General features: G+C 45.8%; 17 protein-coding genes. 5 read left to right on the top strand and 12 right to left on the bottom strand.

Annotated features, from left to right (window positions below; genetic code table 11):
* Positions 1-72 precede the first annotated feature (72 nt).
* The 5 genes from D3H55_RS05010 to D3H55_RS04990 all read left to right on the top strand — a co-directional run bounded on the left by D3H55_RS05010 (position 73) and on the right by D3H55_RS04990 (position 2,673).
* Positions 73-339 carry a spore gernimation protein GerQ gene (locus tag D3H55_RS05010; protein WP_119545813.1) on the top strand — a complete coding sequence of 89 codons (267 nt, stop codon included), beginning with the start codon at positions 73-75 and terminating at the stop codon, positions 337-339.
* Entirely contained in the window at positions 336-704 is a 369-nt protein-coding gene (locus D3H55_RS05005; RefSeq protein WP_119545812.1) for a spore coat protein, read from the top strand. The genes D3H55_RS05010 and D3H55_RS05005 overlap by 4 nt, the downstream gene beginning before the upstream one ends.
* 18 nt (positions 705-722) lie before the next feature.
* The gene (locus tag D3H55_RS05000) at positions 723-1,859 is read left to right on the top strand and encodes a zinc-dependent alcohol dehydrogenase (protein ID WP_119545811.1); all 1,137 of its coding nucleotides are present in this window, start codon (positions 723-725) and stop codon (positions 1,857-1,859) included.
* A gap of 302 nt (positions 1,860-2,161) precedes the next feature.
* Entirely contained in the window at positions 2,162-2,377 is a 216-nt protein-coding gene (locus tag D3H55_RS04995; protein WP_119545810.1) for a hypothetical protein, read from the top strand.
* Positions 2,374-2,673, top strand: a complete 300-nt coding sequence (locus D3H55_RS04990) for a spore coat protein (protein ID WP_119545809.1) — start codon at positions 2,374-2,376, stop codon at positions 2,671-2,673. Before D3H55_RS04995 ends, D3H55_RS04990 begins: the two co-directional genes overlap by 4 nt.
* A gap of 144 nt (positions 2,674-2,817) precedes the next feature.
* On the opposite strand, the gene D3H55_RS04985 is transcribed toward D3H55_RS04990, so the two are convergent.
* The 12 genes from D3H55_RS04985 to D3H55_RS04930 all read right to left on the bottom strand — a co-directional run bounded on the left by D3H55_RS04985 (position 2,818) and on the right by D3H55_RS04930 (position 17,884).
* On the bottom strand, positions 2,818-3,318 hold the full coding sequence (locus D3H55_RS04985) for a hypothetical protein (RefSeq protein WP_119545808.1): 501 nt from the start codon (positions 3,316-3,318) through the stop codon (positions 2,818-2,820).
* Positions 3,302-3,787 carry a hypothetical protein gene (locus tag D3H55_RS04980; protein ID WP_119545807.1) on the bottom strand — a complete coding sequence of 162 codons (486 nt, stop codon included), beginning with the start codon at positions 3,785-3,787 and terminating at the stop codon, positions 3,302-3,304. The genes D3H55_RS04985 and D3H55_RS04980 overlap by 17 nt, the downstream gene beginning before the upstream one ends.
* A gap of 347 nt (positions 3,788-4,134) precedes the next feature.
* Positions 4,135-4,530 carry a VOC family protein gene (locus D3H55_RS04975; RefSeq protein ID WP_119545806.1) on the bottom strand — a complete coding sequence of 132 codons (396 nt, stop codon included), beginning with the start codon at positions 4,528-4,530 and terminating at the stop codon, positions 4,135-4,137.
* A gap of 261 nt (positions 4,531-4,791) precedes the next feature.
* Positions 4,792-5,310, bottom strand: a complete 519-nt coding sequence (locus D3H55_RS04970) for a DinB family protein (protein ID WP_119545805.1) — start codon at positions 5,308-5,310, stop codon at positions 4,792-4,794.
* A gap of 261 nt (positions 5,311-5,571) precedes the next feature.
* Positions 5,572-8,373 carry a vWA domain-containing protein gene (locus D3H55_RS04965; protein ID WP_119545804.1) on the bottom strand — a complete coding sequence of 934 codons (2,802 nt, stop codon included), beginning with the start codon at positions 8,371-8,373 and terminating at the stop codon, positions 5,572-5,574.
* Positions 8,357-10,180 carry a vWA domain-containing protein gene (locus D3H55_RS04960; RefSeq protein ID WP_119545803.1) on the bottom strand — a complete coding sequence of 608 codons (1,824 nt, stop codon included), beginning with the start codon at positions 10,178-10,180 and terminating at the stop codon, positions 8,357-8,359. Before D3H55_RS04960 ends, D3H55_RS04965 begins: the two co-directional genes overlap by 17 nt.
* A 9-nt stretch (positions 10,181-10,189) precedes the next feature.
* Positions 10,190-11,062 (bottom strand): DUF58 domain-containing protein, encoded by an 873-nt coding sequence (locus D3H55_RS04955; RefSeq protein WP_119545802.1) that lies wholly within the window; start codon positions 11,060-11,062, stop codon positions 10,190-10,192.
* Positions 11,059-12,066 (bottom strand): AAA family ATPase, encoded by a 1,008-nt coding sequence (locus D3H55_RS04950; protein WP_119545801.1) that lies wholly within the window; start codon positions 12,064-12,066, stop codon positions 11,059-11,061. The genes D3H55_RS04955 and D3H55_RS04950 overlap by 4 nt, the downstream gene beginning before the upstream one ends.
* A 4-nt stretch (positions 12,067-12,070) precedes the next feature.
* Positions 12,071-13,678, bottom strand: a complete 1,608-nt coding sequence (locus D3H55_RS04945) for a DUF8809 domain-containing protein (protein ID WP_119545800.1) — start codon at positions 13,676-13,678, stop codon at positions 12,071-12,073.
* On the bottom strand, positions 13,671-14,525 hold the full coding sequence (locus tag D3H55_RS04940) for an ABC transporter permease (RefSeq protein ID WP_119545799.1): 855 nt from the start codon (positions 14,523-14,525) through the stop codon (positions 13,671-13,673). The genes D3H55_RS04945 and D3H55_RS04940 overlap by 8 nt, the downstream gene beginning before the upstream one ends.
* Complete coding sequence (locus tag D3H55_RS04935) at positions 14,526-15,458, bottom strand: ABC transporter ATP-binding protein (RefSeq protein WP_119545798.1); 933 nt, start codon at positions 15,456-15,458, stop codon at positions 14,526-14,528.
* Positions 15,455-17,884: a DUF8725 domain-containing protein gene (locus D3H55_RS04930; protein ID WP_119545797.1), complete on the bottom strand. Its 2,430-nt coding sequence runs from the start codon at positions 17,882-17,884 to the stop codon at positions 15,455-15,457. The genes D3H55_RS04935 and D3H55_RS04930 overlap by 4 nt, the downstream gene beginning before the upstream one ends.
* Positions 17,885-18,150 lie beyond the last annotated feature (266 nt).

The following is an 18,150-nucleotide window of genomic DNA, read 5'->3' as shown; positions in this document are numbered from 1 at the left end:
GAATTTAATAGGTATCTGAAGACGGTTATTCCGTTTTGGGTTGAAAGAATATTACAAGGAGGGTGAACTTCATTGAATCAATATAAATTGGCACCCCATGAATCCCTGGATCTTCATGAAGCGGTAAACTTCAAGACCTTATGTGTTGCCAAATCGAAATTGATGCAGGGGCTTGTCTTTGACCAGGACTTGAGGGAACTGATGGAAAAAGATGTCCGGCAGTCTATGGCTGATCTGGCTGAATTACAGGACATCTATAAACATGCACCATTCGAGGCTCCCGTTCCGGAGAGCCGCCCGACACCTATCATAGATGGCAAGGAGGGACAAACACATTGAATCAAGATTACCTGGATCCCATAAATGCCCTGAATATGCCAGAATTGGCGGACACCACTTTTGCACTTGATTTCCTTGTCCGGACCAAGGAGGCTGTCAGGAATACAGCTGTTGCTTTATCGGAAACGATCACACCTGAATTGAGGGCTGTTCTGCGGAAGCAGCTTTTTCAAAGCATCGCCCTTCATCAGGAAATCAGCGAGCTGATGGTTAAGAAAAAGTGGTTCCACCCCCACGACTTGAGTGAGCAATATAAATTGGACCAGCTTTCTGCCAAGAATACCCTTATGATCGGAAGCATGAACCTGTTCCCAGTCGACTCTAACCGAAAAGGAATGTTCGACCGGACCCCGGATGAACAATAACATAGGAGGTAAAACAGCATGAAAGCAGTAACCTATCAAGGCATCAAAAATGTCGAAGTGAAAGAAGTTCCGGATCCCAGGATTGAAAAGCCGGACGATATGATTATCAAGGTGACGAGTACTGCCATATGCGGTTCGGACCTTCACTTGATTCATGGAATGATTCCTAATATGCAGGAAGACTACATCATCGGCCATGAACCAATGGGGATCGTCGAGGAGATCGGTCCGGAAGTAAAGAACCTGAAAAAAGGCGACCGCGTCATCATCCCATTCAATATAGCCTGCGGAGAATGCTTCTATTGTCAAAATCAGCTCGAAAGCCAGTGTGATAATTCAAATGATAACGGAGATATGGGTGCCTATTTTGGGTACTCCGGAAATACAGGGGGTTATGCAGGAGGACAGGCTGAATACCTGAGGGTCCCATTTGCCAACTTCACTCATTTCAAAATCCCAGAATCTTGTGAAGAACCCGATGAAAAATTAAGCTGTATTGCCGACGCAATGTCGACCGGCTTCTGGAGTGTTGATAATGCCGGGGTGAAAAATGGCGATACAGTCATCGTTTTGGGCTGCGGACCGGTCGGCCTGTTTGCTCAGAAATTCGCCTGGATGAAAGGCGCTAAACGGGTGATCGCGGTCGATTACGTTCAGTATCGTTTGCAACATGCCAAAAAGACGAACAAAGTGGAAATCGTTAATTTTGAGGACCATGAAAATGTGGGAAGCTACTTGAAGGAAATCACCAAAGGCGGCGCAGATGTTGTCATTGATGCAGTCGGCATGGATGGCAAAATGACCGATATGGAATTTCTTGCAACCGGTCTGAAACTGCAGGGAGGTGCCATGAGTGCGTTGGTCATCGCCTCGCAGGCTGTCCGGAAAGCCGGGACGATTCAGATTACAGGTGTGTACGGCGGCCGCTATAACGGCTTCCCTCTTGGGGACATCATGCAGCGAAACATCAATATCCGCTCCGGACAGGCACCGATGATCCACCTGATGCCCCATATGTATAATCTCGTTGCCTCTGGAAAAATTGAATTAGGCGATGTTGTCACTCATATTCTTCCATTGAGTGAAGCAAAGCATGGATATGAAATTTTTGATACTAAGACGGATAATTGTATCAAGGTTGTTTTGAAACCTTAAATTTTTACGTATTAAGGTTTGTGTAAGGGCAGAGCAGAGAGGATTCTTGTTTGTCTGCTTTGGGTAGAGGGGTCGTGATGGAATAATGGCGCTATTTCATCATTAAACCCGCTTTTGCCCCGGTTTGTGATGGAATGAGACACCTTTCCATCCTCCAGGAGCTTGTTCTTTAAAATGAAATAGCCGCTTATCTCACCTGATTCCAGCTTTTTGAATCTTTTCTTTCTTAGCAATTACTGAAGTGACGAACTGTTTTTGAAAAAATCTAGTAACTAATCTGTGGAACAAAGGAGGTTTTAAAAATGGAATATGTACTGCATGAGGTGTTGGAGGTACAGGAAATGGCCTCATTCAAAACGAATTGCCTTACCAAGTCGAAGACCATGAGAGGACTTGTTTCCGATGAGAAATTGAAACGGATCATGGAAAGAGATGTGGAGGTTTCCACCCGGCAGCTTAGGGAATATGCAGAAATTTTATCCAAATCAAAACATGAAAAAGGAGTTGCTGATCAATGAATTTCATCTTGGAGAATTTGACTGGCTTAAAGGCGATGACCGACCAGGTCGTTGTCACAGATCTACTGATTTCAGCCAAAAGCGGTGTCCGGAATTACGCAATGGCTGTAACGGAAACAGGCTCGCCAGAAATCAAGGAAGTACTGATGAAGCATCTCGAAGAAGCTCTTGATATGCATGAGCAAGTATCAAATTATATGGTAGAGCGCGGCTGGTATCATGCCTTTGATACGGACGAGCAGCTCAATCTCAGCCTTCAGAATATCGATACAGCGTTAAAGCTTCCCACACTATAAACTCCAAGGAGCCGGTTTGGTTTCAGGCTCCCGGGGTTTTACCGGCATTTCATACAGCACTTTCCTTCCGGATCCCCGCACAGCAACACGTTTATTGGCAGGCCATTAAAAGATGCCGCATAAAAGCCTGCAGGCAGGCACACTTCAAGAACTTTCCTCTCTGCTGTTTATGATTTTATGGTAGTACACTAGAAAAATTGACTGGGTGACCATATAAATCGGGAACGACCAATACATCCGGTACCCTTTTTCGTAGTGAAACAGGCCGATTTTCAAACCTGCCCATTCTGTAAAGACTGAGAAAATGGACCAGGCAATGAGGTAAAGGATGGTATTATAACCCCTGATCCCCAGCCTGCTATACAAATAAACAAAGAAGTAACTAAATGGACCGTTCATGATATAGTAAATGAAATCCATGACCTCATAGCTCGATTTATCATTAACGTCATAAAAATCCCAGGGCTCAATGCTGAGAGTATGGTCAAAAAAATACACGACTGCGACTCCGAATAAGTAAAAAGCGGTTGCCTCTGCAACAGTAAAAATTTTTTTCGTAAAAACCATCAAAAGAACAAGCCCAATTAAAGTGATAATAACAAACCATTCATTCCAATCAAACGATTGTTCATAGATGATGATCATGCTTTGGACTCCTTTGGGAAATCAAGAATGCCAATTTTCCAAATCCGAGTCCTGCCAATAAATAGACTGCATTCAAAGCGGCTGTTTCTGCATAGTTCCAGTCTATAAATGTCATCATCCTTGTAGAAACCAACAGCACAGCTAAGCCATTCAGGCCGATAAAAATAAGGACGGCATTAACGATCTTAACTGTCAGTGAAAACCCTGAATGGACCATATTGATGAAAATCAGCAGAAGCAATGGCAGGATGCCGTTCCGATACAGCAGATAAGCCGGAAATAAAAACGGATTGTCGGTTCTTCTAATTAAATCGAGATTCAAAGTGAGTATAGTCGTGACATTAGTGATCAAAATGGTAAAAAGAATAAATAGTATGCTGTTTTCGACAAATGAAAAGGATTTTCTCTGAAAAAAGAAAAAGAGTAAAACAGTTAAGAATAGGAAGGTCATCAGAGGCAGTACATACATTCATAAATCTCCTTTATCTGTATGTTGTGACATACTCTCATTATGTGTTCTTTTCGGGTATTTTTATTCAAAAATATGGAAATTGTCATTCCGAAAGGCTGTTTTCGCATATATTGTTGCTTTCGGAAAAATCCCAGGTGCCGGATTTTTCCCCTGTATACAAAGGTTTTACTCTCGAAAAGGGACGAGCAGCTCTTTTCTTGCCTTCTCACCGGGGGTTTTTACGACGATATACCAGGATATTATTTGAATTTTATTTTGAATAGCAACAAAGTTTACGAAAAGAGCCTTCCGAAAATACAAAAACCTGGTCCCTGCTAATGAGAGTCCAGGTTTTGAACACTTATTTACTTCGCATTCTCGTCCGGTTGATGAATTCCAAAGATGTTGCCTTCCGTATCCTTGTAATATCCCTGCCACGCCATTCCCGGAAGGGCGTACTTCGGCATTGCCACACTGCCGCCTAGTTCCAGTATCCTTGCTTCTGTTGAATCATAGTCCCCTACTCCCATTGTGCAGGCATAGCCATTCATAGGCTGGCCCGATTCAGGAGGAGGACCTTGACGCTGCATAAGCGCACCATTAATTCCCGGCTGGTCTTCCCCGCCAGTCACCGCCCCCATATAAGGCATTCCGGCAAACTCGCTCCAATCCTCGAATTTCCAATCAAAAACCTCTCCATAAAACTTTACAGCACGATCCATGTCATCTACATGAATTTCAAAATGGACGATCCTTCCCATTTTTCACCCTCCTATTATTCCAATATTTTTTTTGAACCAGTGTATACAATTCTCCATAAGTTAAGGAATCCCTTCTAAAACGAGAACAAATATTCTCATTTTTGAAATTAGTGCCTCTTTATTGACCGGTGAGCTTCGTTCTCCTTTATAAAGAAAAAAATGGGTGGTAAGATAAAGTGCCTTGAATTTCGATGATGAAAGAAGCTTAATGTGAGTGGAAACTTAGCGATAATACTATATTCATCCTTCAATCTCCTATTTTTATTGTCGAGAAAGCTGCCTCTTGATCGCTCTGATCTGTCCTCGATGATTGATTTCATCTTCCATCACATGAAACCATAAATAGTAGTTATTATAAGGTATTCCGTTCCCCCACTCATTTTCTTCTTGCAGCCACTGATCGCCGGTATTTTTCAGGAGGCTGATAGTCCTCCCCCTTACTTGTGATAATTTATCCAGATAATGCCCAATCGAAAGATTACAAATACTGTCCCTTGCAGATGGCCCCAATTCCAAGGGGGCCTTCCATTCCTGCAGCTCTTCCTCATTCAAGTCCCTTCCTTCGAAAGAGATAACCTGATGGACAAATTCAATGGAAGCAATATGTAACAGGAGTGTACCAATGGAATTTGCACTTTCATCCGTCAGGAAATCCAACTCCTTCTGCGAAAGTCCTTTAATTTCTTCCAGTGTGACAGCCCTTGTATGCTGCAGCATGGATACAAGCTCTCCGATTTTCTGAGTAAAGCCCTCTACAGGCTTAATTCTATAATCAATCATTTTCCCAACCTCCCAGCAAGTCTGATTAATAGATTACCAGCTTTCGGGGAAAAGTATAGACTGATATTCATTGGATGGAAATGGTATAATATAGTCAGGAACACTTCTTTCCATCCTCAAAACGCCCTGCGCAGCTCCACAGAACGTTATCTGCCTATTAACACAAAGCGTCATTCCCTCAATACTAATCATCAAATTGACACCTGCAAATAAAAACAAACCACACCGGCAAAAATGCCGATGCGGCCCATCATTTCTATTCTATCTTTTCCGCTTATCCTTTGCCTTCAGAAGCTGATTCATCCGGTCGGAGCGGGAGGTTTCATCTACTTGCTTCCTCTGTCTTGGCCTCTGGACTTTTGGTTCTTCCTTTTTATCTGCCAGAGGTTCTGCAGCCACAGGAGGCTTCACCTCTTTCTTAACCTCTGTCTTCTTCTTGACAGTGGAGGTTTTAAGCTTCTTAAAATGCTCAACCTTTTCATCCTGCACCTGTTTTCTTTCTGTTTTCTTCTTTTCCTTTTTACCGGCAAGTTTTGATGCCGGGCCGAGAAGCCCGAACCTGCGGAGCGCTATCTCCAGGAATAAAAGGAAGAATGCAGCTAATAACAGCCACTGTGAAATACTCGTCCTGGTGACTGATGGCGGCAGGTCGTCCTTGTACAGATCCTCAGTGGACTTCAGAACTTCCCCTCCCCCTGCAGCCGCTATCCTCTCCAGGGTTGATTGATTCAATCCAAGGAGTTTGTATTCAGATGAATAGGGGACAGATAAGCCGGTCTTGAATACACCTGCCCCGTCCGTGCCTGTTTCTTCTGTCAGCTGAAGCAGGTAGTTACCGGGATGGGCTGTAAAGGTTAATTCATACTGGCCGGGTCCTGTTGTTTTGAAGGATGATGTGACTTCTCCTCCTTTGTTATTCACAAGGATGGCTTCCAGCGGCTTAGCCTGATAGTCCGGCTGTGTGATAGACACCTTCATATCGTTCCCTTCCCTTGTCTGGCTGACTTCAAAAGATGTGTCTTGATAGCTTGGGAAGCTCCAAGTGATAAGCTGGTTCCACATATCAGGCCAGCCTTCCCATTTTGGCCACTCTCCCGCCCATTCTCCCGGGATATCCGAGGTCCATGCCGCTGTCCGGCCGAGTCCATACTGCCATCTTGCCAGGATGGGATCTTCTTTCCCGCTGACAAGGATGCTTTCTGCCCTTCCTTTCAAAGAGGAAGCGACATAGGCGTTCATTTGCGGTATGCCTCCCTGGAACAAGCTGGCAAAAGGACTGCCTTGCACTACAGCGGGATAAAATGGGTCATCCTCGATATATGTCCTGGTAGTCAACACCGTTTCCCTTGATAGAATGCTTGGGATTGTAGAGGAATCGATGACATCATAGAACCTGCCCCCGCCTTCTTCCGCAAGCTGCTCAAGCAGGACCCTGTCAGAACCATCTCCAATGGCCACAGTGGAAAGCGTAATATTGTTGGCTTTTCCCTCTTCGATGGTCGAGAGATAGTCCGGCGAGGTTGCCGACTGTCCATCGGTCAGCAGGATGATATGTTTTCGCTGCAATTCCAGAGGCGTCAGCTGTTCGTAAGCAAGTTCCAGTGAAGGAAAGATATTGGTCCCTCCTCCTGCCGTCAATCCGTTAATCTGTTCCACCACTTTCGCTTTATCCTTTATAGGCTGGGTTTCCACCAATTGCCATGGCCTGTCGTCAAAAGCGATGAAACCAAGGGTGTCCTTTTCCCTTAGAAGTTCTGCCGAGCGGATGGCAGCTTCCTTTGCCAGTTCAATTTTGTAACCGGCCATACTTCCGGACCTATCGAGGACGATGACCATCCCCAGTGAGGGGAGCTCCTTTTTCCCTTTCAGCTCCATGTCCACAGGAAGCAGCTTTTCGATTGGGGTCTTAAAGTACCCGCCCAATCCGAATCCGTTATCCCCTCCGGCCATTACAAATCCGGTTCCGAAGTCCTTAACAGCACTATGGATCAATTCCATTTGCTGCTGGCTGACCTTTGTAGCGGGTACGTTGACAAACACTATGGACTGGTACTGCACATAGCTTGATAGACTGGTAGGCAGAAGTTCAGGCTGTGTGACTTCTGCAGACAATCCGGCTGCCGTCAGGGAATCAGTTAAATTCTTTCCCTCACCTTTCGTGTTTTCAACGATCAGGACTTTTGGATCTCCTTTTACATTGGTAAAAGCAAACGCTTCGTTATTCTCAACAACAGTGTCCGTTTCTGTGATCACCTCAGCACGATACTGCCGGAATCCTTCACTGGCTGCTTTGTGCTGAAATGTAAAACGGTTCTTACCGGGTTCAATCTTCACCTTACTGTCCACGACCGGCTTTTCATTTTCAAAAACCCTGATCCTGCTTTCTGTCTCGACATTGCTTTCAACTTCTACCTCCAGCTTTGCCATTTCACCAATGAATTGTGTGTCTGGAATTTCGAAAGAACCGATTGACACGTCTTCCCCATAAACAGGGTCCACAGGAAAGACATCCACTGTGAGGCCCTGCTGTTTTAAGTACGCTGCCTGTTTAACGGCATCTCCTGTATTTTCATTCCCATCGGAAAGCAGGACCACCCTTCCATTGTTATATGAAGGAATAAGGCTCCCCCCAAGCCGCAGGCCGCTGGAAAGGTCGGTACTGAAAGTTTCAAGTTCACTGCGGAACTGAACTTCCGCTTCCGTTTTTTTTGTTAATGGCCTTTCCACGACGGAGCTTTGGCCGGTCGAAACGACCCCGAATCGATCCTCTATGTCCATTTGTTTAAGTGCTGAGTTAAGCGAATCTCTTATTGAATCTTTTTGATTATCCATGCTGTCAGATAAGTCTGCGACAAAAATGGTAGAGACTCCTTTTACAGGAAAGAGGATTTGGATTCCTGACAATGCAAAAACAAGCAGGAGAATGATGGCCGACCGCAATGCAAGGATCAACCTCTTTTCGAAATGAGGAATGCTTGTCCGGCTCTTCCAATACATAAACAAACCCGCTGCTGCTGCCGGAAGGAGCAATAGCCAAAGAGGCTGATCAAGCTGAAATTCCACGGCGGTACACCTCCCATTCCATAATCAGCAGGATAAACGCGAACAGAGCTGCCCATTTCCAGAGTGGATGGATACTCTGCGTTTCCTCCTGATTTGCAGTATTTGAAGAACCGATTGAAAAGGATTGCTCAGTTGCAATCGATTGTTCCTTTTCAGGAAGAAGGACTGCCAGATAACGGTCTCTCGTTCCGGTTGAAGTCGACTCTTTCACCTGGTAAACACCTGGATCACCCGGCGCAGAAATCGTATCGGAATCCACTTTCAAATCCGTGACTGTCTTCCCGTCATTTGCTTGAATGACTTCCGCCGACTGTGCATCTGCGGAAAATGTCATCTGTATCTTTTCATCAGGTGCAGCATAGCCAAGCGATTGATTTTCCTGCTGAAGAAATTCAAGTGCGTTTTTCATAAAGATTGGAAATCCCGGCTGAAGCGGCCAATCTGAATCCTGCAGATCGAACCCTATCAGGACAAGCGGGCTTCCTTCAAAACTTCCGGTACTGATGACAGGGTTATCCCCGCTTAACACAAGAGGTTCTAAATCCTTATTTTCATAAGGAAATCTTGACTGCAGGAAAACCTGTTCCATGTCTACATAACGCAGGAGGGGACTGGAAGCTGTGCTCTTCAATTCTTCTCCGGCTTCTACTTTTCCATTCACACTGAAGGATCCTCCTTCGGCAGGAGCAAGGATCAGCTTGGGACCGTCCGGCCAATTTTCCTGCTTGATACCGGATAATATATACAAGGCATTCCTGTCTTGGGGGTAGTCCCGCTTCCCGTCTTCATCCTGAGACAGCACCACCGGTTCATGGCCCAGCAGCGGCAGGACTTTTTCTAAAAATGGATTTGCTTTCCCTGCCAGATACACAGTGGTTTCAGACTGCCCGCCCAAAAACGCAGAAACCCGGTTATCCGCCTCATACGCATCTTCATTTTCAAGAATTGCTTCATAATAGTCCGATTCACCAAGGCCTTCGACAGAAAGCATTTCAGTTTCTTCGGCTTTTACTTCGATGCTTTTTTTAACCGTCCCCTCCCGTCCTTCTATCCGCACGGTAACCGTTTGATCTTCCTTGTTTTCATTCCCTACAGTCAGGACCCCGTTAATGCCGCCGTCTGTTTTGGCAACACCGAAGGATTTCAGCGAAAGGTTATCCCTCTGTTCACCGATATTATGGACCACCACTTTATTGCTGAATGGAACTTCCTCTATTTCTTCTTCGGTTAGTGAGTCGGTGTAGAGATGGATTTCCCCTTCTCCTTCCTGGATGAGGGAAGAAGCATATCCAGCCGCCTGTACCATGCTGTCCTCCTGATGGGAAGGAACCAATTCACTGATGGCGCTCTTCATCCTTTGTTTTTCGGATTCATTCGAAAAGATCAATTGCGGTACTTTACCTGCCGTAAGCAGGCTCATTTGCTGGCCGCTTCCAAGGGAATCGACCATCGTCAGCACTTCGGCTTTTGCCTCCTCAAACCTTGTCCTTTCTCCTTCGTCCGCCTGCATGGAAGCTGAAGTATCAATAACAGCCACAACATGGTCCCCATTGATTCCCTTTCCGGAAAGGAATGGCTGAGCGAGTGCGAGGATCAGGAAACAAACAATCAATATTTGCAGAAGCAGCAGGATATGGCGCTGAAGCTTCTTCCACCAGCGGTTCGCTTTCCATTCCTGTATCAGCTGATCCCATAGGAGGGTGGAGGAGATCTCTTTTTCTGTGAACTGCTTTCGAAATAAATAAAACAATATAAGTACGGCCAAAAAACCTGTCAGCCAAAAATAGGCTGGTGTTAAAAATCCCATTGTCTCACCTCACATTACCCATCCTTTTCCAGCCATTTGCGAAAAGATGAGCTCTTCCAGGTCCTGGGCAGAAGAACACTGCAGAAAACCGATTCCCCTTTTCGCACAAAATTCCTCAATCTCTGCATTGTGGGCTCTCAGCCTGTCACTGTAGTCCCTGAGAACAGAACTGCTGATGGAAACAGCACGCTGCTGCTTTGATTCACTGTCAATAAGTTTCAGGTCCCCATGATAGGAAGGCTTGATTTCATCAGGGCTCAATACCTGTACGATTCGGATTTCCTGCCGTGAAGCCTGTATCCTTTTTAATGACTGCTTCAATTCCTCCAGCGGCTCGAGCAGGTCACTGATAATGAGGGTAAGTCCATTGCGTTTCTGCCGGATGCCGGAAAGTCCGGACGAAAAAAATTCCTGGCTGCCTGAAACCGTCAAATCGTTGACATAGTTCAAGAGCCTTCCTGCATATGCCCGTCCTTTTTTATAAGTGAAGTGGGAATTGCTGCAGCCGAACGGAAAAACCGAAACCCTGTCATCATTTGCCAATGACATATAACCAAGACAAGCGGTGATGGACTTTGCCATCTCCCATTTTTCCGGGGGAACGAGCATCGATTTTGATCCATCAAGATAGATGGACACGGATAATTCCTGTTCATCAAGAAATCTCTTAATATAGTGCTTTTGTGTCCTGGCATAAGCATTCCAGTCGATCAACCGCGGATCATCTCCGGGAGTATAGGCCCGGAAATCGGAAAACTCAAGTGATGTTCCTTGCTTGGAAGAACGCCTCTCCCCTTTATGCATTCCTCTGACAGACCTGCGAAGAACGAGGGAATGCTTGACAGTCCGCTGTAAAATCCGCGGTGAGAGCATAGTTGTCATTTTGCTTTCACCGCGAGATCCGCGGCATCCAGAACTTTCTGGATGATTTCATCCGGCTGAACACCCGATGCCTCACCTTCAAAGTTCAGGAAAATCCTATGCCGGAGAACAGGAAAGGCTGCCTTCTTCAAATCACCGACAGAGACGTGATACCTGCCGGAGAACAGAGCCCTCACCCTGGCAATTTTTACTAAACTCTGAAGTCCCCTCGGTCCTGAACCATAGCGGACGTTTTTCTTCACAATTTCCGGTGCTGTTTCCTCGTCCGGCTGTGTAGCCATTATCAATGTGACAGCGTAATCAAGGATATGGTCAGCCAGAAGAAGTTCCTTTGCGAGCTTCTGTGCGTTCAAAATGAAATCGCCATCCACTCGTTTTTTCAGCTCTATTTCCTCCAAGCCCGTGGTTCTCAAGGCGATTTCTTTCAATTCTTCCCTTCCCGGTGCTTCGACATTGATTTTTAATAAAAACCTGTCCATTTGGGCTTCAGGGAGTGGATATGTCCCTTCCAGTTCAATCGGGTTTTGTGTAGCCAGGACAAAGAACGGATTGGGCAGCCGTTTCATTTCTCCCAGTACTGTGACTGTCTGCTCCTGCATCGCTTCAAGAAGCGAACTCTGTGTTTTGGGAGTTGCACGGTTGATTTCATCAGCAAGGACAATATTTGAAAAGATCGGCCCTGGATGGAAATGGAACTTCTGTGCACCATGTTCATCCGGCTGAATCATCATGGTCCCGGTAATATCCGTCGGCATCAAGTCCGGTGTATATTGGATACGGGAAAATTGAAGGTCCATAACCTCGGAAATCGTTCGGACGAGCATCGTTTTGCCAAGGCCCGGCAATCCTTCCAACAGGGCATGGCCTCCTGCGAACACGGCCCAAAGTACCTGCTCGACAGTATCTTCCTGACCGACGATGAATTTCCCGATTTCTTCTTTGATCTCTTGATAGGTTTGAGCTGCCTGCTGCAGCTGCTGCTCTTTCACTGCTAGTTCTGTCACTGATTTATTCCCCTTCCGGATTCAATTCGCTGAAGTAATTCTTGACAACGTTCTCGAGGCTTCCCGGGAGCTCCATCCGGTCTGCACTTTCCCGGTATGCCTGTTCATATTCACCGTATACTTCACTATACGGTCTTGCTGAACCCCTAAGTGCAGGGCCATTTTCAGTTGTTTCCTGTTCACCGGAACCTTGGCCGAGCGGTCCTTTTTCAGTAGATTGATTGGTCTTCCCTCCAATTCGGTCCGGTACAGTCACCAGTTCCCTTGATCCCTGGCCAAAGCCTGCACCAGTTCCACCGCTGCCGGAGCCGGAGCCCGATCCTGAACCTGAACCGGACCCCGATCCTGAACCGGTGCCGGAACCAGAACCAGATCCCGAGCCGGTGCCGGAACCTTGTCCGCTCTGGCCGTTCTGTCCGTTCTGTCCATTTTGGCCGTTTTGGCCTTGTGAAGAGGAACCGCTGCCTGTATTGCCGCTTTGCCCAGGGCTGTTTTGTCCTGAAGAAGAATTATTGAAGGCCAATGAGCCCGGGGATCCCAGCCCCGCCTGCGCCATGTTCTGGTTTGTCGAAGACGCCAGCTCCTGCAGTGATTTTTGCACAGAAGCAACCTGCGATAAAGAGGAAGCTGATGCAATCATTTCTTCTAATGAATTCTCCAGCTCTGCCAGCATCTTTTCCAGTTGTTCCTGGCTGACATTCTCCAGGTCCGCCTTTTCCCCATCCACTGCCCTCATCATCTTTTCAAGGGAAGCCAGATCTTTCTTGTTCAAGCTCTGCTTATTTTTCAGCTTTTCCATGGCCTCCTGGAGTTTTTTCTGATCCAGTTCTTTAAGGGCCTTTGACAATTGATTAAGATTGTCACCGGAGGCGTCCTTAGAAAGACTCTGCAGCTTTTTCTCAGCCGTTTCTGCTTCTTTTTTCAACTGTGCCGTCTTTCTTTCTTTTTCAAGGAGTCTTTGCAGCGCTTCCTCTGCAGTCTTGCTTTCGGCTAACTCCTTTTCCAGCTGTTCCAATTCCTTCTTCAACTCTTCATCAAGAGATTCTTTTTTCTTTTCAGCCAGCTTTTCTGCTTTCTTTTTGGCTTCTTTAATGATTTTTTCTTCTTTTTCCTGCACTTCCGCCTTTTCCATCACGGTATTTGGAAAAACCAGCGATAATGAAATGAAGGCAGTCAGCAGCACTGCCATATAGAAAGGCTTCTTCGGGAGGTTGACAGATTTGATCCGGTCGACCTCCCGTTTGGATGCCTTCATCTTCTGCAGGGCATCTTTTCGCTGAAGAACATGTATACCATCAGATTTATCAAGGTAGGAAAGTGCAGTAGAAACTGTATCATCCCCTGTAAATTCATCGTATCTGCCTGCGGCTTCTTTCTTCCCTTTCCTTGTTAGAACCGCAAAAATAATAAAGCCAAGTAAAAGGATTCCGCTCGTAATGAATATCTTCTCCAAAAGATATGGTATGACGAAAAATCTGCCCGCAAGCGACCAGATTGCCGCCCCCGATACGGCAGCAAAAAGGCCATATGTCAAAATGACAGTGTAGTGCCTTGTTTGAAGCTTCCTATGCAGGGAGGAAAGCAAGGACAGAAAGAGCTTCTGCTCATGCATCTTTCTTTCTTCTCCTGCCGGATGGCCTCATTCGCGGACGAAGTTTGGCGATGCTTACCAGTAAACAGATTACAGCAATCACTGCAAAAGTAATGACGAAACTGATCCAAAATGGAAACTCGATTCCGGTTCTCATGACGAACTCCTCTTGAAGGCCAGGCTGGAATATCGTCATAAGAGCGAATGCCGGATTGCTCATGATCAGGAAATAGGGAGCTGGATTCGTTGAATTCCCCATCAAAATCGCACTCATGGTAAAAACTGTAATGAAACCGGTCCCTACTGTAAGGAACAACGCAACACCATAAGTGGCAATCATCGAAACAATCGTTTTTTTCAATATGGTGGAAAACAGGATCCCTATGCTGCCGATTGTGATGATTGTTATAACATAAATTCCGAACGTACCAAGCAGGACGCCCGGTGAAACCCCGCCATATAAAAAGACAATGCTGTATAACGGAAGTGATGAAGAAATCATCAGGAAGAGAAAAGCGACAGATGATACAAGCTTGCTTAAAATAATGCTTGTAGAAGATTGCTCAGTCGTCAGCAGCATACTTAAAGTCTGCCTTTCTCTCTCCCCGCTGATGACACCGGCAGTCAGTCCCGGGGTCATAAACAGGATCAATCCCATCTGCACCATGGACAGGACCATGAACATCATCCGGCTCTCTTCAGGACGGATATAACCGTTGCGGCTGTTCATCATTGTAATATAGATGAAGCCGATCGCCACCAGGCCAAGCGCAGCCAGGTAAAACAGAATGCCCATGAAGCTCTTCAGCGACCGCAGCCTCAATTTAATTTCTTTATTCAATACCGGGTTGATCAAAAGTGTCTTCATCTACTCATCTCCTTTCGTGATTTCCAGGAAGATGTCTTCCAAATCCGTTTTCTTCTGGCTGAAATCGATGATAAGGAGCCCCGCCTGTACAGCCTTTGAAAGTAGTGCAGCTTGTTCCTCATCCGTGCCTGAGTATGCGAAGTGTATCGTCCTTGAATCCTTTTCATCCCTCAGTACTTCGGCAACCTGCGGATCATCTTCAAAGAATGCTGCGGCCATTTCGGTTTCATTCATTACCGTAACATTCAGGATTTTGTTTGCCTGAAGCTGCTGATGGATAACCGAAACAGACCCGGACGCAACCAGATTGCCGTTTTCGATGACTCCCAGTTCGTCACATATTTCTGCAAGCTCCGGAAGGATATGGGATGAGATCAAGATCGTTTTCCCCATTGTTTTCAGTTCTTTTAAAATATCCCTCATCTCGATCCTTGCCCGCGGATCCAGGCCTGAAGCGGGTTCATCAAGGATGAGTACCTCCGGGTCATGAATCAGGCACCGGGCAAGGCAAAGCCTCTGTTTCATCCCGCGGGACAGCAGGTCGACATAGGAGTCTTTCTTATGGGAAAGGTTCACGAGTTCCAACAGCTGTGGAATCAGCGCTTTTCTTTCCGCAGCCGACAGCCCGTAGCTCGCTCCGTAAAAATCAAGGTATTCGGAAGCCTTGAATTGGTCGTACACGCCGAAAAAGTCAGGCATATATCCAATTTGCTTCCGAACCTTCTTCGGATCCTTCGTCACATCAAAGCCGTTGACATAAGCTGTACCTTCTGTGGGGGCAAGCAAAGTGGCCAAAATGGAAAATGTCGTCGATTTACCTGCACCATTAGGACCGACAACCCCGAACACAGTCCCTTTTTCTATAGACAGATTTAAGTTGTCCAAGGCCGTAAATGAGCCGTATCTTTTTGTTAAATTGACAATTTCAATCATTGTACAAAGTCTCCTTCTATCGTTACTGCCGGAACCGGAACCTGAGGATTCTGCTGGCCATGCTTCTCAACTCTGATAATCAGCCTGCCATCCTTGTCGATATATTGCCCGATGTTCTCTTCGATTTTGATTTGTCTTACGCCTGTTTCCAATTCCTCTGCTTCCCCGCTTTCTGCCTTAATGATTGAAAGGCCGTCAGATGATACAGTTTCCTTAAAGGACAGAAGCAGTTTTGTATAATTGACTTGATTATCGACCACTGAGTCAGGAAGCTGGAAAGCCAGATCATAAGTACCTGGTTCTGCATCAACAAAGAAGTTTCCTTCCACAAATTCCTGGTAATGGATCATTCCTTCCACAACCGAAACTTTCGGTTCCAATTGGGAGCTGTCAAGTGAGAAAGCGCCTTTGTTATTTGTATTAATGGTTATAGGCTGTAAAAACAGATTCATTGACTCTTCATCAGCTTTTTTGCCGTTAACCTTCGTTTCGATAAGCGACTTATCAGAATAACCGACAAGCAGCGGCTTATTCAAAGATGCATTATAAAGCTTTTCCTGAAGTGCAAAGCTGAGCAGGCTGAACTTCTTCCACTCTTTTCCTGGTGATTGCTGCATTCCATTTCCATACATGAAGTTTTGTGCTTTTGGAAAAGCTCTTCCAGCTGTCACACTGTTCGGAACCCCCAGCAATGCAGTTGATTTTTTCTCAATCTCAATATCCTTGGTTTCCCCTTTTGCAAGTGTGCCTATTTCATAGGCACTTCCCCCGGCAAGGATGAATACATCTTTCATGTCATGAACCATATTATTAGTCACTGTTCCGCTGACGAGGGTATCATCTGCTGCCAACTCACCTTCTACCCTGCCCGTCTTCACGTCCGAGAAATGATTGACAAGTGAACGGACTGACCAGAATTCCACCCCGGTAAATGTGACTTCCGGGTTTTCGCCATTCGCCTGGACCATCGGGTAATGACTGTATCTCTGCTGCTCGACGAATTCCTGATTGAATGGCACAGGATTGAAGCTTTCACTGCCCAGCTCGACTGTATAATCTCCTCCTCCGCTTGAGAGCATTGAAGAGAAATGCAGTCCGCTCCCGATACCTTCCTCGTCAACGGAAACGATTCCCACCTTATTGATGCTCTCGCCGCCGGAACGGTCTGAAGCTCCTGTGAAAAAGATTGCCATGCTCGTCAGGATGGCGATGGATGGGATGATCCACCAACCCCATTCACGTTTATCTTTCTTCTTTAAGATAAAATAAAGGACCGGGACAAGGAGAATGATATAAACAGCAAATAAGATAATGATGACCGAAATCGGAAGGAATGAGGATGAAAACAATTCGGTTGTTTCCATCAGTATGTTCTGCACCTGATCGTAAAAAGCCATCGGATGCTGGACCCGTGTATCGATGGACGCTGTCAGGATCCTATTCCACCAGCCGCTGTTTCCTTCCCAGGAAGCAAGTGGTTCTTCAGCAAGGCTGTAACTGAGCTGAGTCACTTTCCCCAATCCAAACCCTTTCTCAAGCGCGAGAGGCAGTCCCCCTTCAGCAATGAGTTCATCTGTACCATTTGCTTTTTCCCCTGTCATGAGCGTTAATTGCTTCATGGCTAATGGTTTTTCACTGTATCCATCGAGGAAAGATAAATCCTTAAGCTCTTCTTCTCCATTTACCTTCATGGGGATTAGAGATGAAAGCTCTCCCATTTTTTGCTGCAAGTCAGGCGTGCTTCCAATAATCAGGTGCCCGCCCAACTCAACCCATTGTTTAAGAGCCTTCTGTTTTTCACCGGGCAATTGATCCATAGAATAATCATGAATGATCAGTGCATCAAACATTTGAAAGCCAAGACTGTCTGCCGGCAGGGTTTCTGGTGTCAAAGGCAGAACTTCAGGAGTTTCTCCTTGAAACGAAGTCAGCTTCAACACGTTCATTTGATCAGGATTATCGCTTAAAACCCCAAGAACAAGCTTTGTTTCCTGGATGAATCCATGAGTGATTTTGGTATCACCTGTTATTTTTAACTTTTCGCCTTTTTCCCAGCCGCCTTCATAGAAACGGATCTGGTCTTCTTTTTTGACATTCATCGGACCGCTGCCCATATAATCACTGGAACCAGGCAGGGAAGCTTGTATCTTCTGCTCCGCACCGGCAGCGATTTCCACCGGTATGACTACATTTTCATAGGCATGGTAATGAGGTGCGGATGATATGACAAGGTCGCCTGAAATATCCTCTCCATTATTTTTAATCGTAAATGTAACAGGGAATGGCTCACCATTTTTCACTTTTCCATTGATCCCTGCTTCTACATCAATATCCAGTGTTCCTTGTGCAGATGTCTCTTCTGCCAGCCACGGCATGAGCGCCATGAGCAGCACTACTGCCAAAATCTTTAATATGTACTTTTTCACCCAAAACTTCCCCCTCTTAATCTTCTCTTTAATAAAGACGAGTTCCAGGGCAAAAAAGTTCTGCTGGAAAACGATATTTTTGATAAATATTTGGTTTTTTTGGTTTTTCTGGATTTTAATAGGTTTGAAGAGAATGAAAAATGGTTAAAAGGATAGTTTGAGATTACTGGGTGAATATTGGATAAAATTGTTTTTTCGGTGTGATGACGTGGTTTTCGCGGCTCACCTGCGTATCCCGCTCTATTTGTAGGTGAGTCGCTTACAAT

This window comes from Bacillus salacetis, assembly GCF_003581585.1.
Classification (GTDB): Bacteria; Bacillota; Bacilli; order Bacillales; family Bacillaceae_B; genus Rossellomorea; species Rossellomorea salacetis.
Note: the sequence above shows the minus strand (reverse complement) of the source record. Positions and strands in the feature narration are given on the sequence as shown.